This is a genomic window from Thalassospira sp. (assembly GCF_002709775.1).
Taxonomy (GTDB): Bacteria; Pseudomonadota; Alphaproteobacteria; order Rhodospirillales; family Thalassospiraceae; genus Thalassospira.
Window position 1 is genome coordinate 158,334 of the sequence record NZ_PAQR01000010.1, and the last position, 17,090, is coordinate 175,423.

Consider the following 17,090-nt stretch of genomic DNA (forward strand, 5'->3'; position numbering starts at 1 on the left):
GCCATTTTTATATTTCTTATGCCAGCCCGTCCTGAACTCAGGCGGTGGCAAGAACCGGTTCGGAAACGCCGCGCAGGGCCGACTTGGTCAGTGGCACAACCCGATAAGCATCTTCATCAGCGAGCAATGCCTGCAGCAGCAGGTTGTTGACGTGATGGCCTGATTTATAGGCGGTAACCTTGCCCTGCAGCTGTTTGCCGGCAGTGTAAAGATCGCCCAGCGCATCAAGGATTTTGTGGCGGACGAATTCGTCCTCGTAACGCAGGCCTTCTTCGTTCATGACCTCGTCACCCGAAAGGACGACCGCGTTATCAAGCGAGCCACCACGTGCCAGACCGGCAGAGCGCATGGCTTCGACTTCGTGCAGGAAACCAAAGGTGCGGGCACGGGCGATATCGGCAACAAACACGCCGTCATCAAATTTGACGGACATGCGCTGGTTGGCAATCGCCTTGCTGGCGAAATCGATTTCGAAATCAATTTCGAAACCATTGGCCGGTTCGACGCGCGCGGTGCAGCCGTTATATTCGACTTCAACGGATTTAAGGACTTCGATGACCTGACGCGGCGCATCGAGTTCTTCGATGCCAACGCAATCAATCAGGAAGTTAAACGGTGCAGAGCTGCCATCCATGACCGGAACTTCATCGGCATCGATATCAATGAGCACGTTATCAATGCGCGAACCGGCAAGGGCAGCCATCAGATGTTCGATGGTCCCGATTTTGATGCCCTTGGATGCATCGCCAAGGCACGTGCAAAGACGGGTGTCGATCACACCATCGTAACGTGCCGGGAACAACGGCTGGTCATCCAGATCCGTGCGGCGAAATACGATGCCATGATCAGCAGGGGCAGGGTGCAGGGTAATGCGAATCTTCTGGCCGGAATGCAAACCGACACCGGCACAACCGATGGAGGCCTTCAACGTGCGCTGGGCCACATAGCCGTCACCGGAATGGCCTGTCTGCGCGATGGCAGCACCAAGATCGGCAATATTGTTCACAGGAACCCCCAAATCAGGTCAGTCAGTTTGTCATCAATCACGGTCAAAGCATGTTCAAAGCCGTCTTCAAATTCATCGGCCCCTGCTTTGTTAGTTTGAAACACTACTGAGGATCGAACAATCACTCAAATCACTCTTTGTTACGCTTTGTAAACTTCATAGTGCTTTGAATTTAAATAAGAAATCATGGTTTTGTTCGGCAGGTTACGCCATTTGTAATCGCACGTGCCGGAGGCCCTTGTCACAATCGCGCTTTGGCAGCGTCATATGATCTGGTGCATCCAAAAAAAAGGGGAAGGCTTGGTGCCTTCCCCATCTTCGCGCGGAGACCGTCGTCAGTTGGCCTGACGACGAAGGAAGGCCGGGATTTCAAGAAGGTCATCAGACGCACCCTGCGTCTTGCCCCGGGAAGCGGGCTCCTTCTTCATGACAGGTTCGCTGTCTTCGCCAAGCGGCATCTCGGTTTGACGCGGGGCAGGTGCCTGCGGCTGCGAGACTTTCGGTTCCGCATGCTGATGCGGTTCCTTGGCGGTTTTGTTCTTGCCAAACAGGCTGCTCAGAACCGAACGCGGCGAGGTTGCATTCTGGGCATCGGCTGCTTCGAATACATCCGGGCTATGTGCAGTATGCTCAGCCTGGCTCGGCGTTACAGCGCGCGGCGGAATGAAGGCCATGTCGCCGTTGCTGGTGGTTTTTTCAGTCGGCTTGTCAGCGCGCAGAACCGGTTTCGGTTTGAGGACCGTCTGGCCGATTTCAATCGAACCGGTTTCCTGTGCTTCGGCCTGATGGCTGATTTCCGGTTGCTGTGCGCTGCCGGTGGCAGCAAAGCGATCGGCCGGAATGTGATCAACCGATCCACCACCGACATAGTCACCAGCACCGGTGCTTTCAGCTGCTGCGTTGCCCGCACCATGCTGTGCAAAGGACGGGGCTGCTGCCGACTGTTCTGCCGGTTTCGGTGCCACAGGCTGTGCGACGGAAACGGTGGTCGGCTGCGGACGGCGAACTTCTTCGGCGTCGATGCCGGTTGCCACAACAGAAACGCGCAGCGCGCCTTCGATGGTCGGATCAAAGGTCGAACCGAAGATGATGTTGGCTTCGGATGCAACTTCCTCGCGGATACGGTTGGCGGCTTCGTCAACTTCGTAAAGCGCCATGTCCATGCCGCCGGTGATGTTGATGAGGACCGCACGGGCACCCTTCATCGAAGCATCTTCAAGAAGCGGATTGGCTATTGCAGCTTCGGCAGCCTCAAGTGCACGTTTTTCACCCGATGCTTCGCCGGTGCCCATCATGGCTTTGCCCATCTCGCTCATTACAGTGCGGATATCGGCAAAGTCGAGGTTCACAAGACCCGGAACCATCATGAGGTCGGTAATCGAACGCACACCGTTACGCAGAACGTCATCAGCCATCTGGAAGGCATCTGCGAAAGTGGTTTTTTCATTCGCAACCCGGAACAGGTTCTGGTTCGGAATGATGATCAGGGTGTCAACATACTGCTGAAGCTGCTCGATACCCTGCTCGGCGGTACGCATACGGCGCGTGCCTTCGAAATGGAACGGCTTGGTAACAACACCGACGGTCAGAATGCCGGCCTCTTTGGCGGCACGTGCGATGACCGGGGCGGCACCGGTACCCGTACCACCGCCCATGCCGGCGGTGATGAATACCATGTGGCTGCCTTCAAGCTGTGCCTGAATTTCTTCAATGGATTCTTCTGCGGCGGCACTGCCTGCATCAGGACGTGCGCCTGCACCCAGCCCCTGGGTGATCTTGCGGCCAAGCTGCATCTTACGCGTTGCTTTTGCCTGGGTCAGGGCTTGAGAATCGGTGTTGGCAACAACGAAGTCACATCCTTCGAGTTCGGATGCGATCATGTTGTTAACGGCGTTGCCACCGGCACCGCCGACACCGATAACGGTAATCTTCGGTTTTAGGTTTTCTTCCGTTTCAGGAACGGAAAAACTGATTGTACTCATTGTTTGCTCTTCCTCTCCGCGCTTTAGAGCTTAAAGATCACACAAGCCTTCCCTTTGCTTGTGCGTGCCAGAAATACTTCGGGCACAAAGACCTCCGAGTCCGTTTTAGCGGGCAAAGAGTTATTGCCTTCTTAATGCGGGCAAAAGTTTTCAGAAAAATGGATAAAAAAGTACGCGCGGTTTGCGTATCAGAAGTTCTCTTTGAACCAGGCGCCCAGGCGACCCCAACGCCCACCCGATTGACGGATTTGCGCCATGGCTTCACTCAGCGGGTCATTCTGTTGGGCAACAGCGCGCAAAAGCAGGCCCGAACAGGCCGAAAAGGCCGGGCCAGCGGTGGCTTCGGCAAGGCCGGAAACGCCATGCGGCAGGGCGATTGTTGCCGGTCGTTCAAACATCTGGCTGGCCAGATCGGCAATTGCGTTAAGCTGGCTGGCACCACCGGTCAGAACGATGCTGCGGCCGCCAATCTGCGACAGGCCGTGTTCTTCCAGCTGATCACGAATCAACTCGAAGGTTTCTTCAAGCCTTGGCTTGATGATGTTGATCAGCATCGAGCGCGGCACATGATTGAAGTTGTTTTCGTCTTCATCACCAATGGTCGGAACCGCAAGGATTTCCTGATCATCAGACGGTGATGTTAGCGCACTGCCATGCAGGGTTTTCATGCGTTCGGCATGGTTAAGCGACGTATTCAGCCCATAGGCAATATCGCGCGTCACATGTGCGCCGCCAACCGGGATAGACGTGGTGTAGACTACCTGACCGGCGTTGAACACTGCGACACTGGTCGTGCCGGCCCCCATGTCGATCACCGTGGCGCCCAGATCGCGCTGATCGGGTGTCAGGGCGGCAAGGCCTGATGCCAGTGGCGTCACCACGGTTTCCTCGATCGCCAGATGGCAGCGTGCCAGCAGGGTATCGAGATTGCGCAGTGGCGCCGTCTGGGTGCGAACAAAGTGCAGATCAAGACCAAGGGTCGATCCATACATGCCGCGCGGATCATTCATGGTGTTGGCACCATCAAGGCGGAAGCCAAGTGGCACCGTGTGGATCAACTCATCACCTGCCTGACGCAGAAGAGCTTCTTTCTGGTCATTGAGTTTTCGGATCTCGAGATTGCCGATCGGACGGGAGCCAAGCGGCAGCTCAACCGTGTGGGTCTCCGATTCCGGGCGACCGCCAGACAGATTGACAATGACCGATTCGATGGTTTGACCTGCCATCTTTTCAGCAGCATTGACCGCGGCAAGGACGACTTCCTGCGCTGCATCAAGATTGGAAATGGATCCGCTTTGCAGACCCTTGGACATGTTGTGACCAATGCCGATGATCTTGGGCGGCTGGTCCTTTTCACGCCGCGCAATAAAACAGCAGACCTTGGACGTTCCAATGTCCAAAGCCGCAATCAATCCTGATCTGGTTTTGCCGCGTGCCAATTGAATGCTCTGAATTTTTATCGGTTATGTGGCGGGAGTTTTATAACTCTACCTTATTAAGCCTGTTTTCGACCAAAAGCGGTTGCAATTTGGTTAAGGCAGACCATCGCATAACGCATCTTTCATGCGAATGTTCGCAAGAACTGTGTAAAAACAATATCGGCAGTCTCAAAAGAACCGTCGAAGGCGCTTTTTTGGCGATCCGTCGGTAAGCAGGCAGAAGGGCGGTCAATTCAGACCGCGCCTTCCTTCTTTGGCGGGTTGCGCCTTTGTTCGGCAGCCCCGGGTGTCAGGCGGACAAACGTCCGATCCGGCAGGCGTAAATCAACGATCAGAACATCGCGATCAAGAATGCCATGTTCACGATCGAGCAATTCTAGGCGCTGCCAGGCCTTTCCCATGTTTTCTTCGGGCAGGCGAATGAACATGCCGTTGACAAGCTGGATGTTCCAGCGGCGATGACCGATGCGCTGGGCACCGGTGATTTGTTCATAAAGATGCGGGATGCTCTGCAAGGTGGTCAGCATTTCTGCAGCGGCCTTGGGTGCGTCATCCCCGACCAGAACCGGCAGATCAAGATAATCACCTAGTTCATAGTTCTGAAGCTGCTCACCATCGCCATCGATCAGGACATGATCGCGGCCTTCGGTTTGCCAAAGGGCAAGCGGTTTACGTTCTACGACCGAGACAATCAGGGTATCGGGCAATTGGCGTTCGACCGTTGCGCTGCGTACCCATGAAAGTTCTTCGACCCGCTCACGCGCGGCATCGACATCAAAGGTAATGATCGGCGTGCCCGGTTTCTGACCAATGGCGGCAAGAAGGGCGTTGGTATCGGTCTTTTCGCGGCCCGAGACTTCGATATTCTTGACCGTCATGCCAAATTCGGCGGACAGGCGAACACTTTCCTGTTCAGCCATATCAAGCCATTTGTCAGCCTTGCCGGTATATAGAAGGGCGGCTGGAATGATGGTAATGGCGCCAATAAAGCCGCTCCACCACATGACGCGGGCGATCTTTTTAACGTTGGATGCGACGCCATGCTGTTTATCAAGCTTCTCGCGCCGTTCGCGGGCCTGTTCCTCTAGCGTTCGCATGAGGCGTCCTCCACCATCCACGCAACGATATCGGCAAAGCTAAGCCCGTCATGACGTGCTGCATCCGGGACAAGTGATGTCGGCGTCATGCCCGGCTGCGTATTGATTTCAAGGATTGCCAGACGGTCCTGTTCCGGGTCATAGCGGAAATCGGCACGCGCCACACCACGGCAGCCAAGCGCCTTATAGGCTTCTTCGGCATGGCGCTGCAGGCGGTCGCGCAAATCGCCTTCGATGTCGGCCGGAACGATATGTTCCGATCCGCCCTGAGCGTATTTGGATTCAAAATCATAGAAGGCATGATTGCCGGTCAGGATTTCGATGACTTCCATCGCCTTGCCATCCTTGACCGCCACGGTCATTTCGCGGCCGGGAATGAATTCTTCCTGCATGACGCCTTCGCCGTGATCCCAGCTGCGGGCCAGCATGTTTTGTTCTTCCTCGACCGTCAGGATGATTTCAACCCCGACAGAGGATCCCTCGTTATTGGGTTTAAGAACATAGGGCGGAGGCAATGCCTTGCCCGATGCAATGTCTTCGCGCGTCACCCAGACATGGCGTGCGCAGGGAATTTCATATTCGGCAAACATCGCCTTGGCTGACATCTTGTCCATGGCAATGGCCGATGCCCGAACACCCGAATGGGTATAGGGGATGTTCATGATTTCAAGCAGCCCCTGAACCGCGCCATCTTCGCCCCAGCGTCCATGCAGGGCGTTAAAGATCACATCGGGCTTGGGATCAATTGCGCCAAGCTGGCTTGCGATATCGCGCGTCGCATCGACCTCTGTGACCTCATAGCCCTTTTCGCGCAGTGCCTTGGCGCATTCGCGCCCGGATGACAGGGAAACTTCCCGTTCTGCTGACCAACCGCCCAGAATGACAGCGACATGTTTGCTCATGCGTCTTTTCCTATGATCGAGTGGCCAAGGCGTTCGCCAATGCGCCGGATTTCCCAGCGCAGCTCAACGCCGCTATGTTCTTTGACCCGTTTTCGGACTTCATCGCCAAGCTGCTCAAGATCAAGGGCGGTGGCATCGCCGGTATTGATCATGAAGTTGCAATGTTGCTCCGACATCTGTGCGCCGCCGATTTTGAGGCCACGACACCCGGCGGCATCAATGACTTCCCAGGCACGGTCCGGCACCGGATTGGCAAATGTCGACCCGCCAGTGCGTGACTTGATCGGTTGCGATTCCGCGCGTGCCTTTTGGATTTCATCCATGCGTTTGGCGATATCTTCGGGGTCACCCGACGATGCGCGCAAGATTGCGGATGTGAATATCCAGTCTTCGGGAAGCCCGCAGTGGCGATAGGTCATATTCATTTCGTCTGGCGTGACGGTATGGATGTTACCGCTGCCATCAATTGCGGTGGCAGAAACCAGGACATCCTTGATCTCGGTGCCATAAGCGCCGGCATTCATGCGCAATGCGCCGCCAATGGTGCCGGGGATCCCTGACAGAAATTCGAGGCCGGCAATACCGTTCATCTGTGCAGTTTGCGCAACATTTAGGTCGAGCGCCCCTGCACCGGCATGAAGGGCACCATCTTTGACCACCACATCGGTAAACGGGCGGCCAAGGCGGATCACAACGCCGCGAATGCCGCCATCACGCACCAGAAGGTTTGAGCCGACCCCGATGACGGTGACGGGCATGTCTTCCGGCTTGCTTTTCAGGAAGTCGGCAAGATCGGCTTCATCAGCCGGGCGAAACATCACGTCTGCCGGGCCGCCGACCTGAAACCAGGTGACCTTGGCAAGTTGCGCGCCTTCACGCAGCTTGCCACGCACCTTGGGCAGGCGGTCAATCAGGGGCGTATGGTGTTCCGGCGTGCTCATATCTGTTTCAGTTCTTGATCGCTTCAAGTTGGGCGGGCAGGGCATTGGCCCAGGCACTGATCGAACCAGCCCCCAGGCAAACGACGAGATCGCCCGGTTTGGCTTCAGCCTTGATGACTTCGGCCAGTTTTTCCGGACCTTCAAGTGCGCTGACATGGCGATGGCCACGGTTGCGCAGACCCTCGACAAGGGCATCACGCGAGGCACCCTCAATCGGGCTTTCGCCAGCTTCATAAACATCGGCAACAATCACGCTGTCGGCATCGTTAAAGCAGGTGCAGAAATCTTCAAACAGGTCATGCAGGCGCGAATAGCGATGCGGCTGCACCACAGCAATAACGTTGTTCTGGGTTGCCTGACGGGCAGCTTTCAGCACCGCCTTGATTTCAACCGGGTGATGGCCGTAATCGTCAATGATGGTCACGCCATCGACTTCGCCGGTTTTGGTGAAGCGGCGTTTGACACCGGTAAAGCCATCAAAGGCAGAAACGATTTTCTCGTCCGGGATACCAAGTTCCAGCGCGACGGTAATCGCCGCCAGCGAGTTCGAAACGTTGTGATCGCCGACCATCGGCAGACGAACATCCTTGATCACGCGTTCTTCGCTATCAACCCGTTCGCGGATGACGACGTCAAAGACACTGTCGCCGATATTGGTGCGCACATTAACGGCGCGCACATCAGCCTGCGGCGAGAAGCCGAATGTGAAAATACGACGATCCGTCACACGACCAATCAGGGCCTGAACTTCGGGATGGTCGATGCACAGAACGGCAAAACCATAAAACGGGATGTTCTGAACGAAGTTTTTGAAGGCTTCGCGCAGCTGATCAAAGTCTTTCCAGTGATCAAGATGTTCGGGATCAATGTTGGTTACGACCGAGATCGTCGAGGGCACTTTGACAAAGGTGCCATCAGACTCGTCGGCCTCAACCACCATCCAGTCACCTTCGCCAAGGCGCGCATTGGTACCGTATGAATTAATGATCCCGCCATTGATCACGGTCGGATCCAGTCCGGCAGCATCAAGCATGGTCGCAACCAGCGAGGTGGTTGTGGTTTTGCCATGCGTGCCGCCAATCGCGATTGCAGCCTTAAGGCGCATCAGCTCAGCCAGCATTTCAGCACGGCGCACGACCGGGATCATGGATGCGCGCGCGGCAATGACTTCGGGGTTGTTGGGCTTAACGGCGGTGGAGATGACAACGACCTTGGCGTCTTCGACATTTTCCGCCTTGTGGCCGACAAAGACCTTGATACCAAGGGCGCGCAGGCGCTGCACATTGGCATTGTCGGAAATGTCCGATCCCTGCACTGAATAACCGAGGTTATTGAGGATTTCGGCAATACCGGACATGCCGATGCCACCAATACCGACAAAGTGGATGGTGCCGATGTTGAGCGGCAGGGGGTTCATTGAGTGTCTCCTCGGTCTTTGCTTATGTTCTTTGTATCCGGGCTTCCCGCCGGGTTCAGGCCCAGCATATCAAGCACCATGTCAGCCAAACGCTCTGCGGCGTTGGCGCGGCCACTGCTTTTGGCGGCCTTGGCCGCACGCGTCAGTGCAGCCGGGTTGGTCAAAAGTTTTGCCAAACGATCTGTCACGGCCTCACTACTAAAGCGATCCTGTGGCATCAACCATGCACCGCCTGAATCTTCGATCTGCTGGGCGTTATAGCGCTGATGATCATCAATGGCATGGGGCAATGGCACCAGAAAGCCCGGACGTCCGGCAGCGGTCAACTCGGCAACGGTCGATGCACCCGAACGGGCAATCACCAGATGGCAATCGCGCAAGCGTTCCGGGATGTCGTCAATGAAGGATGCCAGCGTCACGTCGATCTGCGATCCGGCATAGGTCTTACGCACGGCATCGATGTCTTCTTCACGCGCCTGCTGAGTCACGACCAGACGTTTGCGGAGGTCTTCGGGCAGGTTGACCAGGGCTGTTGGCAAAACTTCGGACAGGATACGTGCCCCTTGCGACCCACCGGTAATCAGAAGGCGAACCGGTCCATCACTTGTCGGTGCGTCATATTCGCTTGATGCAAGGGCGGCGACTTCTGCGCGCACCGGGTTGCCTGTCCAGATCACTTTGGCTTCGTCACCTGGTGCTATCATCGTGACCTTGGCAAAGGATGTCGCAATGCGCTGTGCGTCACTGGCAACCAGACGGTTGGCGCGACCAAGAACTGCATTTTGTTCATGAATGGCATAGCGAATGCCAAGCCACTTGGCAGACATCGTCGCGGGAATGGAGGCATAACCCCCAAAGCCGATAACTGCTGCCGGTTTGACCTTTTTTATGCGGCTTCTGGCCTTGAGCGTGCCAAGGCCAAGGCGGGCAGCCCCAATCAGGCGCCCCTTGATACCTTTGCCGGCAATGCCGCCTGCCGGAAGGATGACGGTTTCAACGCCTTCAACGCCTTCGGTATAGCGTGCAGCTCGGGCATCGGTGAAAAACAGAACCTGCGCGCCGCGGCGGACCAATGATTTGGATAAGGCAACAGCCGGGAACATATGCCCGCCGGTGCCGCCGGATGTTACGGCGATCACCTGACCTGCCAGCGGTGTCTTGGCGGCAGAAAGTTCTGGATTTGCGAAGTCAGTCATCTTGTCCACATGTAAAACGACGGCGGTGCAGGGAAGGTCCCCGACAGTTACCCCCATCAGAACCCGACAAAGGTTAATATCCCTTCAAACCGGACCCTGAATAAGGCTCGATTTTGTCGTTTTGATGCAGAAAGTTTTTAAGGTGCGATGTTGGCTATTCGCCGGGGCGTTTACGCGTCAGCGCCAGGACAAATCCCATCCCGATCGCAATACCAATCGTGGCCGAACCACCGTAGGATACGAACGGCAATGTCATGCCCTTTGGCGGGACCAGTTGCAGGGTGGATGCCATGTTGATCACGGCTTGCAATCCGAACTGAACCAGAATGCCGGTGACAGCCAGAACAACAAACAGATTGCGTTCCCCCATCAGGCGCGACAGACCGCGCATGATGATGAAGGTAAAGACACCAACCACCAGTACGCAGAACAGAAGGCCGAATTCCTCGCCCGCAACGGCAAAGATAAAGTCCGAATGGGCATCCGGGATGGAGTTCTTCACCCAGCCTTCACCCGGACCACGGCCCATGATGCCGCCACTCATGAAGGCTTCCATGGATCGTTCGATCTGATAGCTGTCACCCGATGCCGGATCGAGGAAGCGGTCCACACGCGACTGAACGTGCGGCAGGATCAGATAGGCGGTCACTGCCAGTCCAACTGCGCCAAGCCCAAGGCAAAAAACCAGAATGATCGGAAGACCTGCAAGAAAGATCTGCACCGACCAGATCGAGGTGATCACAACGGTCTGGCCAAAGTCCGGCTGGATCATCAAAAGGAAGATACAAACCGCCAAAATCAGGCTTGAAACGATATAGCCCGGGAAGTTCGGGTTCAGCCGCCCTTCGGCAAACATCCAGGCGATCACAACCGCGAATGCGGGTTTCAGGAATTCCGAAGGCTGCAGGTTAATCCCGGCAATGTTGATCCAGCGGACAGCGCCCTTGATGTCTGATCCGATGAATGGGGTAATGATCAGCAAGAAGATCACGCCCAGAAACATGAAGGACGCCAGCCGCCTGATCCATTTCACCGGCAGCAGTGAAATGCCAAACATGCAAATCGTCGCCATGCCCAGGAAGACAAACTGGCGTGTAACAAAGTGGAAGCTGTCGACATTGATGCGATCGGCAACCGGCGGGCTTGCCGACATCACCAGAAGTGCACCAATCCCCATCAGAAGAATGATGGCAGCCAGCAACCAGCGATCAACCGTCCACCACCAAATCCCCAGAACCGAGGTATCGGCACGCGAAAAGGCGATATGGGTGTTATGACCAAAAAGGGACTTCATGCACTTTCCTTCCCGGTCAGATCACCTTTTGCCAAGGCGGTATAAAGATCGCGGAATGCATCGCCGCGCGTTTCAAAGCTTTTGAACTGATCAAACGACGCGCAGGCCGGGGTGAGCATCACCACCGGTTTGTCATCACCACTTGCCTTGGCATCCGCAAAGGCGGCCTTGGTCGCGACATCAAGCGTTTCGCATTTCGCCCACGGCAGGTCATTGCCAAGGGTCTCGGAAAATTCGTTGGTCGCAGCGCCAATCAGATAGGCTTTCTTGATGTGGGGATAGAATTCCTGCAATCCCTCGATCCCGCCTTCCTTTGGTTTGCCGCCAGCAATCCAGTAGATGTTTCGATAGGCTGACAGCGCCTTTGCCGATGCCTCGGCATTGGTGGCCTTGCTGTCATTGACGAACACAACACCGTCAATGGTGCCGAGTAATTCCTGACGGTGGGCCAGTCCCGGGAAGGACATGATGCCATCAATGATCCGGGTGGCGTCGACACCCCGCGCACGACATAGCCCATAGGCGAAGGCAATGTTTTGCCAGTTATGACGGCCGGGCATGTGGGTGACGGTCGCAAGATCGAGGATTCGGGTTTGCGCCCCACTCATATCGTCAATCAACCAGCCATCGGCATCGACATAGATGCCATGATCGACCGGCTGCTTGACTGAAACCTCGATGATATGGCGACCACCTTCACGGGCGAGTTCAACCGCCATTTTGGCGCAGGGTTCGTCATCAACAGAAATAATCGCCCATTTCGGCCCCTTGGAGCGGGCAAAGATCAGGTGCTTAGCGCCGATATAGCCATCCAGCCCGCCATGGCGATCAAGATGATCCGGGGTGATGTTCAAAAGCGCACAGGCGTCAAAGGCCGCATGTTCAAGCAGCTCAAGCTGGTAGGAGGACAACTCAAGAACAAGGCAATCATCCGTGGTGGAAGGCTCAAGCCCGAGGGCGGCATTGCCAAGGTTGCCCCCCGCCTGTGTTTTGATCCCGGCCTGGTCGATAATATGAGCTGTCAGCGCGGTGGTGGTTGATTTGCCATTGGTGCCGGTGATGGCAAGGGTTGGCACATCTGGCTGTGCCGTGCACAGCAGCTCAACATCGCAAATGATCGGTTTGCCCGCACGGCGTGCCTTTTCAGCCGCCGGATGCGGGGTCGGGAAGGTGGACGGGATGCCCGGGCTGATGACCAGCATGTCGGGCTCGGACCAGTCGCATTCCGCCAGATTGATCGGGGCAAGGCCCAGCGGTTCAAGCTGTTCGCGTGATGCCGCGCTGTCATCCCATGCCCAGACAATGGCACCTGCATTGATCAATGCTTTCACACTGGCAAGTCCGGATTTTCCCAGACCCAGAACCGCGATGGTTTTGCCGCGCAGATGCGAAAGATCAATCACGATGGGGTGTCCTTAACGAAGTTTCAGGGTCGCAAGACCAACCAGTGCGAGGATGACGGCAATGATCCAGAACCGGATAACGATGGTCGGTTCTTGCCAGCCTTTTTTCTCGAAATGATGATGCAGCGGAGCCATGCGGAACACGCGTTTGCCGGTCAGTTTGAAGGATCCGACCTGAATGATCACAGACAGGGTTTCGAGAACAAACAAACCGCCAATGATCGCCAGAACCAGTTCGTGTTTGGTAACAACGGATACCGCACCAAGCGCACCGCCAAGGGCAAGCGACCCGGTATCACCCATGAACACCATGGCCGGCGGGGCGTTGTACCAAAGGAAGCCAAGGCCGGCACCGACCAGTGCGCCAAGGAAAATGGTCAACTCGCCAGAACCGGCAACGTAGTGAACCTGCAGATATTCGGCGAACTGCACGTTACCGATCAGATAGGTAATCAGTGCAAAGCTTGCGGCTGCAATCATCACCGGAACAATCGCCAGACCATCAAGCCCATCGGTCAGGTTGACCGAGTTCGAAGCCCCGACCATGACGAACATGGCAAACGGCACAAAGAACCAGCCGAGATCAAGCAGGAAATTCTTGAAGAACGGGAAGGCCAGCGCAGTCGAAAGCGGATCGGCGGTGTTGTACGAAATCCACCAGGCGGCAAGGGCTGCGATCGAAAACTGCCCAAGCAGCTTGAGTTTACCCGGAAGGCCTTTGGTGTTGCGCTTGGAAACTTTCAGGAAGTCATCAAGGAAACCAAGGAAGCCATAGCCGATGGTGACCAGCAAAACCGCCCAGACGTAAGGGTTGGTCAGATCAGCCCAAAGCAAGGTGGCAATTGATGTTGACAGCAACAGCAAAAGCCCGCCCATGGTTGGCGTGCCTTTTTTGGTCAAAAGGTGGCTTTCCGGACCGTCTTCACGGATCGGTTGGCCTTCGCTTTGTTTGGAACGCAACCAGTTGATCAGGTGTGGGCCTATCACAAAGGCAAGGACAAGCGACGTGATGATCGCACCGCCCGTGCGGAAGGTGATATACCGAAACAGGTTCAGTACCGGCATCTGATCAGCAAATTGATAAAGCAGATTATAGAGCATTGCTCTGGTCGTTCCTTTTGAGGCTGAGAGTCAGCACTGACCCTCTTCTGATGCGGTTGTGGATTATTCCACCACGCCACAGGATTTTAAGGCCGATACAATTTTCGAAACGTAAATGCCAAGCGATCCTTTGATCAAAACAACGTCGCCATCGCGCAAATCGGCCTTGATCGGCTCAATCGCGTCTTCGGCAACCTCGAAGTGGCCGGCATTGCGTTCGGAAGGCAGGGTTTTGTCGAGTTCGGCCATCAGTGGCCCAACCGAATATACCCGATCAATTTCAAGCGAGGTCAGTGGATGATGCAGATCGGCATGCATCTTGGCTGCAATATCGCCGAGTTCGCGCATCTCACCCAGAACCGCAATCTTGCGTCCGCCGTCGCCCGGTTTGGTCTGTGACAAAACCTTGATCCCGGCCATCATCGAGGTCGGGTTGGCGTTATAGGCGTCATCAATCAGGGTAAAGGTGCCATCACCGGACGGCAGCTTGACAGTAAGTGTCTGACCGCGACCGGCAGGCGGGGGGACATCGGCCAGATCCTTGGACGCCTTAAGAAGGTCAGCACCAATCGCATCGACACAACCCAGAACGGCAAGCGAGTTCAGAACCCAGTGTTCGCCCGGGCAACCAATGAAATATTCCAGATCCTGACCACCAACACGGGCACGGACCGCACTGCCATCGGTGACAATGTTGGCCTCAAACAGGCGATAGTTGGATACCGCGTCCGTGCCAAAGCATTTGATGTTACTCAGGCCCAGTTCCTTGGCACGCCGTGCAAGGGCAAAGTAATGCAGGTTGTCACGGTTCAGGATGACGGTACCGTCGCTCTCAAGGCCTTCGAAAATCTCGGCCTTGGCCATGGCGATTTCGGCTTCGTCCTTGAAGAATTCGGTGTGGGCGCCGACCACAGTGGTAATCAGCGCCACAGACGGCTTGACCATTTTGACAAGCGTGCTGATTTCACCCGGATGGTTCATGCCGATTTCAAAGACGCCGTATTCGGCATCAGCCGGCAGGGTCGCCAGGGTGATCGGCACACCCCAATGGTTATTGAAGCTGGCCGGGCTGGCGTGGGTTTTGCCCTGCTCGGACAGTACGTATTTCAGCGCTTCCTTGGTGCCGGTCTTGCCGACACTGCCGGTAATGGCAACGATTTTGGCTTTGCTGCGCGCACGACCGGCGATGCCAAGGCGCTCAAGGGCAGCCATGGTGTCATCGACCAGAAGAACCTTGTCGGTATCGGTAATGCCGTTGGCATCGGAAACCATGACGGCATGGGCACCGGCATCAAGGGCGGCCTGGGCAAATTTGTGGCCGTCGAAATTCGGGCCTTTAAGTGCGATGAAAAGATCGCCTTCGCTGACTTTGCGGCTGTCAATCGAGATGCCGGTTACCGTCCAGTCCCCTGTGGTTTTGCCACCGGTTGCGGTCGCGGCATCCTGTGCGGTCCATAAAACAGCCTTCGTCATAACGTCACTTTCTTTTCGCTCAGACCATCACGGCCAAAGCGCCGTAACGGGAATTAAGGTCAGTTGCCACCTGCAAGAATGCTGCGGGCAACGGATGCATCATCGAATGGAAGGACCTTATCACCGACAATCTGGCCTCTTTCATGGCCTTTTCCGGCGATAATAAGGACGTCGTTGCGCTGAAGAATGCCAATGCCCCGTTTGATCGCTTCGGCGCGATCACCGATCTCGACGGCACCTTCGCACTTTTCCTTGATCGCGGCACGAATGGTGGCGGGATCTTCGCTACGCGGATTGTCATCGGTGATGATGGCAATATCGGCAAAGTCGTGGGCAACCTGTCCCATCAAGGGGCGTTTGCCGACGTCACGGTCTCCACCGGCCCCGAATACACAAACAAGGCGGCCTTTGCAATGCGGACGGACGGCCTTGATCACGGTTTCAAGCGCATCTGGCGTATGGGCATAATCAACAAAGACCGGTGCGCCAAAGCTGGTTTTGCCAACCAGCTCAAGACGACCGCGCACCCCTTCAAGCTTTTCAAGCGCAAGGACTGCCTGATCTAGGTTCGCACCCGATGCGACCACGATGGAAAGGGCGGCCAGTGCATTCATCACCTGGAAGCTGCCCATCAGCGGCAGGTGGATGTTGTATTCGCCCTTGTTCACGGCAAGGCGGATCTGGGTGCCGGTGCTGTCAGGGGTTGCCTTGATCAGTTTGATGTCATCGGCATTCTGGCCATAGGACATCACATTGATACCGCGCTTGGCGCAAAGTTCTTTCAGAAGGCCGAACTGTTCGACATCGGCATTAAGCACCGCCGTACCGTCTGCGACCAGAAGGTCCGAGAACAGGCGGGCCTTGGCAGCAAAGTATTTTTCGAACGTGCCGTGATAATCAAGATGATCACGCGACAGGTTGGTAAAGGCGGCTACCGTGACCTTCACGCCATCAAGGCGGTATTGGTCAAGCCCGTGCGAGCTTGCTTCCATCGCGACATGGGTGACACCGATGCCACACATCTCATCAAGGCTTTGATGAAGCGCGACCGGGTCCGGCGTGGTGAGCGAGCCTGGGATTTTCGCCCCCGCTGCGCGAATGCCAAGGGTTCCGATCGATCCCGACATATTGCCCAAGATCGTCCAGAGCTGTTCGGTAAAGATTGCGGTTGATGTTTTGCCGTTCGTGCCGGTAATCGCCGCAATATTTGCCGGTTGCTGACCGTAAAAACGGGCTGCCAGCTGGGCATAACGTTTGCGCGGGTTTTCCACCGGGATTAGCGGAACCGTGGGGGCTGCCGGTCTTGGCGTGCCGTCCTTTGCCAGGATGGCGGCGGCACCAAGCTTGATCGCATCGGCGATATACTTGGACCCGTCATCTCGTGCACCGGACAGGGCGGCAAACATATAGCCATCCTTCACAGTGCGTGAGTCTGCTGTCAGGCCCGTGATATCCGGGTCCTGTCCTTCGGCATGTTTCAATGCCGCCTGATCACCTGCCATGAGCTCAGAAAGACGCAAGTTTGCGCTCCCCCTTGCGAAGTTCAATCTGCAACGCTTGCTCTATTTCCGGCGCCTTCGCATTCGCCGGTTCAATGCCCAAAAGGGGAGCAATACGTGTCACAACCTTGCCAACGGCAGGGGCGGACACCCAACCTGCTGTGGCAAATCCATAAGTTTCTTTGGTGCCTTTGGGCTCGTCCAACGTCACCAGAACCACGTATTTCGGGTCCTGCATCGGGAAGGCGGCGACAAAGGTCGACATGCGGGCGTTCTTGACGTAGCGCCCGTTCACGAGTTTTTCCGAGGTGCCGGTCTTCCCGCCAAGGAAGTAACCCGC

At 56.0% G+C, this 17,090-nt stretch carries 14 protein-coding genes; all 14 read right to left on the reverse strand.

All coding sequences use genetic code 11. The annotated features are described in order from the left end of the window. Window positions 1-37 precede the first annotated feature (37 nt). The gene (lpxC, locus tag CMO10_RS05885; RefSeq protein ID WP_297019569.1) at window positions 38-1,006 is read right to left on the reverse strand and encodes a UDP-3-O-acyl-N-acetylglucosamine deacetylase; all 969 of its coding nucleotides are present in this window, start codon (window positions 1,004-1,006) and stop codon (window positions 38-40) included. Between the two features lie 335 nt (window positions 1,007-1,341). Further along, window positions 1,342-2,988, reverse strand: a complete 1,647-nt coding sequence (gene ftsZ / locus CMO10_RS05890; protein ID WP_297019573.1) for a cell division protein FtsZ — start codon at window positions 2,986-2,988, stop codon at window positions 1,342-1,344. Window positions 2,989-3,176: 188 nt separating this feature from the next. After that, the gene (ftsA, locus tag CMO10_RS05895; protein ID WP_297019576.1) at window positions 3,177-4,388 is read right to left on the reverse strand and encodes a cell division protein FtsA; all 1,212 of its coding nucleotides are present in this window, start codon (window positions 4,386-4,388) and stop codon (window positions 3,177-3,179) included. Window positions 4,389-4,660: 272 nt separating this feature from the next. Next, on the reverse strand, window positions 4,661-5,524 hold the full coding sequence (locus CMO10_RS05900; RefSeq protein ID WP_297019578.1) for a cell division protein FtsQ/DivIB: 864 nt from the start codon (window positions 5,522-5,524) through the stop codon (window positions 4,661-4,663). Then, a complete protein-coding gene (locus CMO10_RS05905) occupies window positions 5,512-6,426 on the reverse strand; it encodes a D-alanine--D-alanine ligase (RefSeq protein ID WP_297019581.1) in 915 nt (304 codons plus the stop codon). The genes CMO10_RS05900 and CMO10_RS05905 overlap by 13 nt, the downstream gene beginning before the upstream one ends. Beyond that, a complete protein-coding gene (gene murB, locus CMO10_RS05910) occupies window positions 6,423-7,367 on the reverse strand; it encodes a UDP-N-acetylmuramate dehydrogenase (RefSeq protein ID WP_297019584.1) in 945 nt (314 codons plus the stop codon). The genes CMO10_RS05905 and murB overlap by 4 nt, the downstream gene beginning before the upstream one ends. A 7-nt stretch (window positions 7,368-7,374) precedes the next feature. Continuing rightward, a complete protein-coding gene (gene murC, locus CMO10_RS05915) occupies window positions 7,375-8,784 on the reverse strand; it encodes a UDP-N-acetylmuramate--L-alanine ligase (RefSeq protein WP_297019585.1) in 1,410 nt (469 codons plus the stop codon). Then, window positions 8,781-9,980 (reverse strand): undecaprenyldiphospho-muramoylpentapeptide beta-N-acetylglucosaminyltransferase, encoded by a 1,200-nt coding sequence (gene murG, locus CMO10_RS05920; protein WP_297019587.1) that lies wholly within the window; start codon window positions 9,978-9,980, stop codon window positions 8,781-8,783. Before murG ends, murC begins: the two co-directional genes overlap by 4 nt. Window positions 9,981-10,134: 154 nt before the next feature. Continuing rightward, window positions 10,135-11,274 carry a putative lipid II flippase FtsW gene (ftsW, locus tag CMO10_RS05925; RefSeq protein WP_297019590.1) on the reverse strand — a complete coding sequence of 380 codons (1,140 nt, stop codon included), beginning with the start codon at window positions 11,272-11,274 and terminating at the stop codon, window positions 10,135-10,137. Beyond that, complete coding sequence (murD, locus tag CMO10_RS05930; protein ID WP_297019593.1) at window positions 11,271-12,677, reverse strand: UDP-N-acetylmuramoyl-L-alanine--D-glutamate ligase; 1,407 nt, start codon at window positions 12,675-12,677, stop codon at window positions 11,271-11,273. The genes ftsW and murD overlap by 4 nt, the downstream gene beginning before the upstream one ends. Before the next feature lie 12 nt (window positions 12,678-12,689). Next, on the reverse strand, window positions 12,690-13,778 hold the full coding sequence (gene mraY / locus CMO10_RS05935; RefSeq protein ID WP_297019595.1) for a phospho-N-acetylmuramoyl-pentapeptide-transferase: 1,089 nt from the start codon (window positions 13,776-13,778) through the stop codon (window positions 12,690-12,692). Between the two features lie 63 nt (window positions 13,779-13,841). Next, window positions 13,842-15,251, reverse strand: a complete 1,410-nt coding sequence (locus CMO10_RS05940; protein ID WP_297019597.1) for a UDP-N-acetylmuramoyl-tripeptide--D-alanyl-D-alanine ligase — start codon at window positions 15,249-15,251, stop codon at window positions 13,842-13,844. A gap of 59 nt (window positions 15,252-15,310) precedes the next feature. Continuing rightward, window positions 15,311-16,771, reverse strand: coding sequence for a UDP-N-acetylmuramoyl-L-alanyl-D-glutamate--2,6-diaminopimelate ligase (locus tag CMO10_RS05945; protein ID WP_297019599.1), 1,461 nt, complete (start codon window positions 16,769-16,771; stop codon window positions 15,311-15,313). Beyond that, window positions 16,758-17,090: penicillin-binding transpeptidase domain-containing protein (locus CMO10_RS05950; protein ID WP_297019601.1), on the reverse strand; the 333-nt coding region annotated here is incomplete at its 5' end. The genes CMO10_RS05945 and CMO10_RS05950, both read right to left, overlap by 14 nt.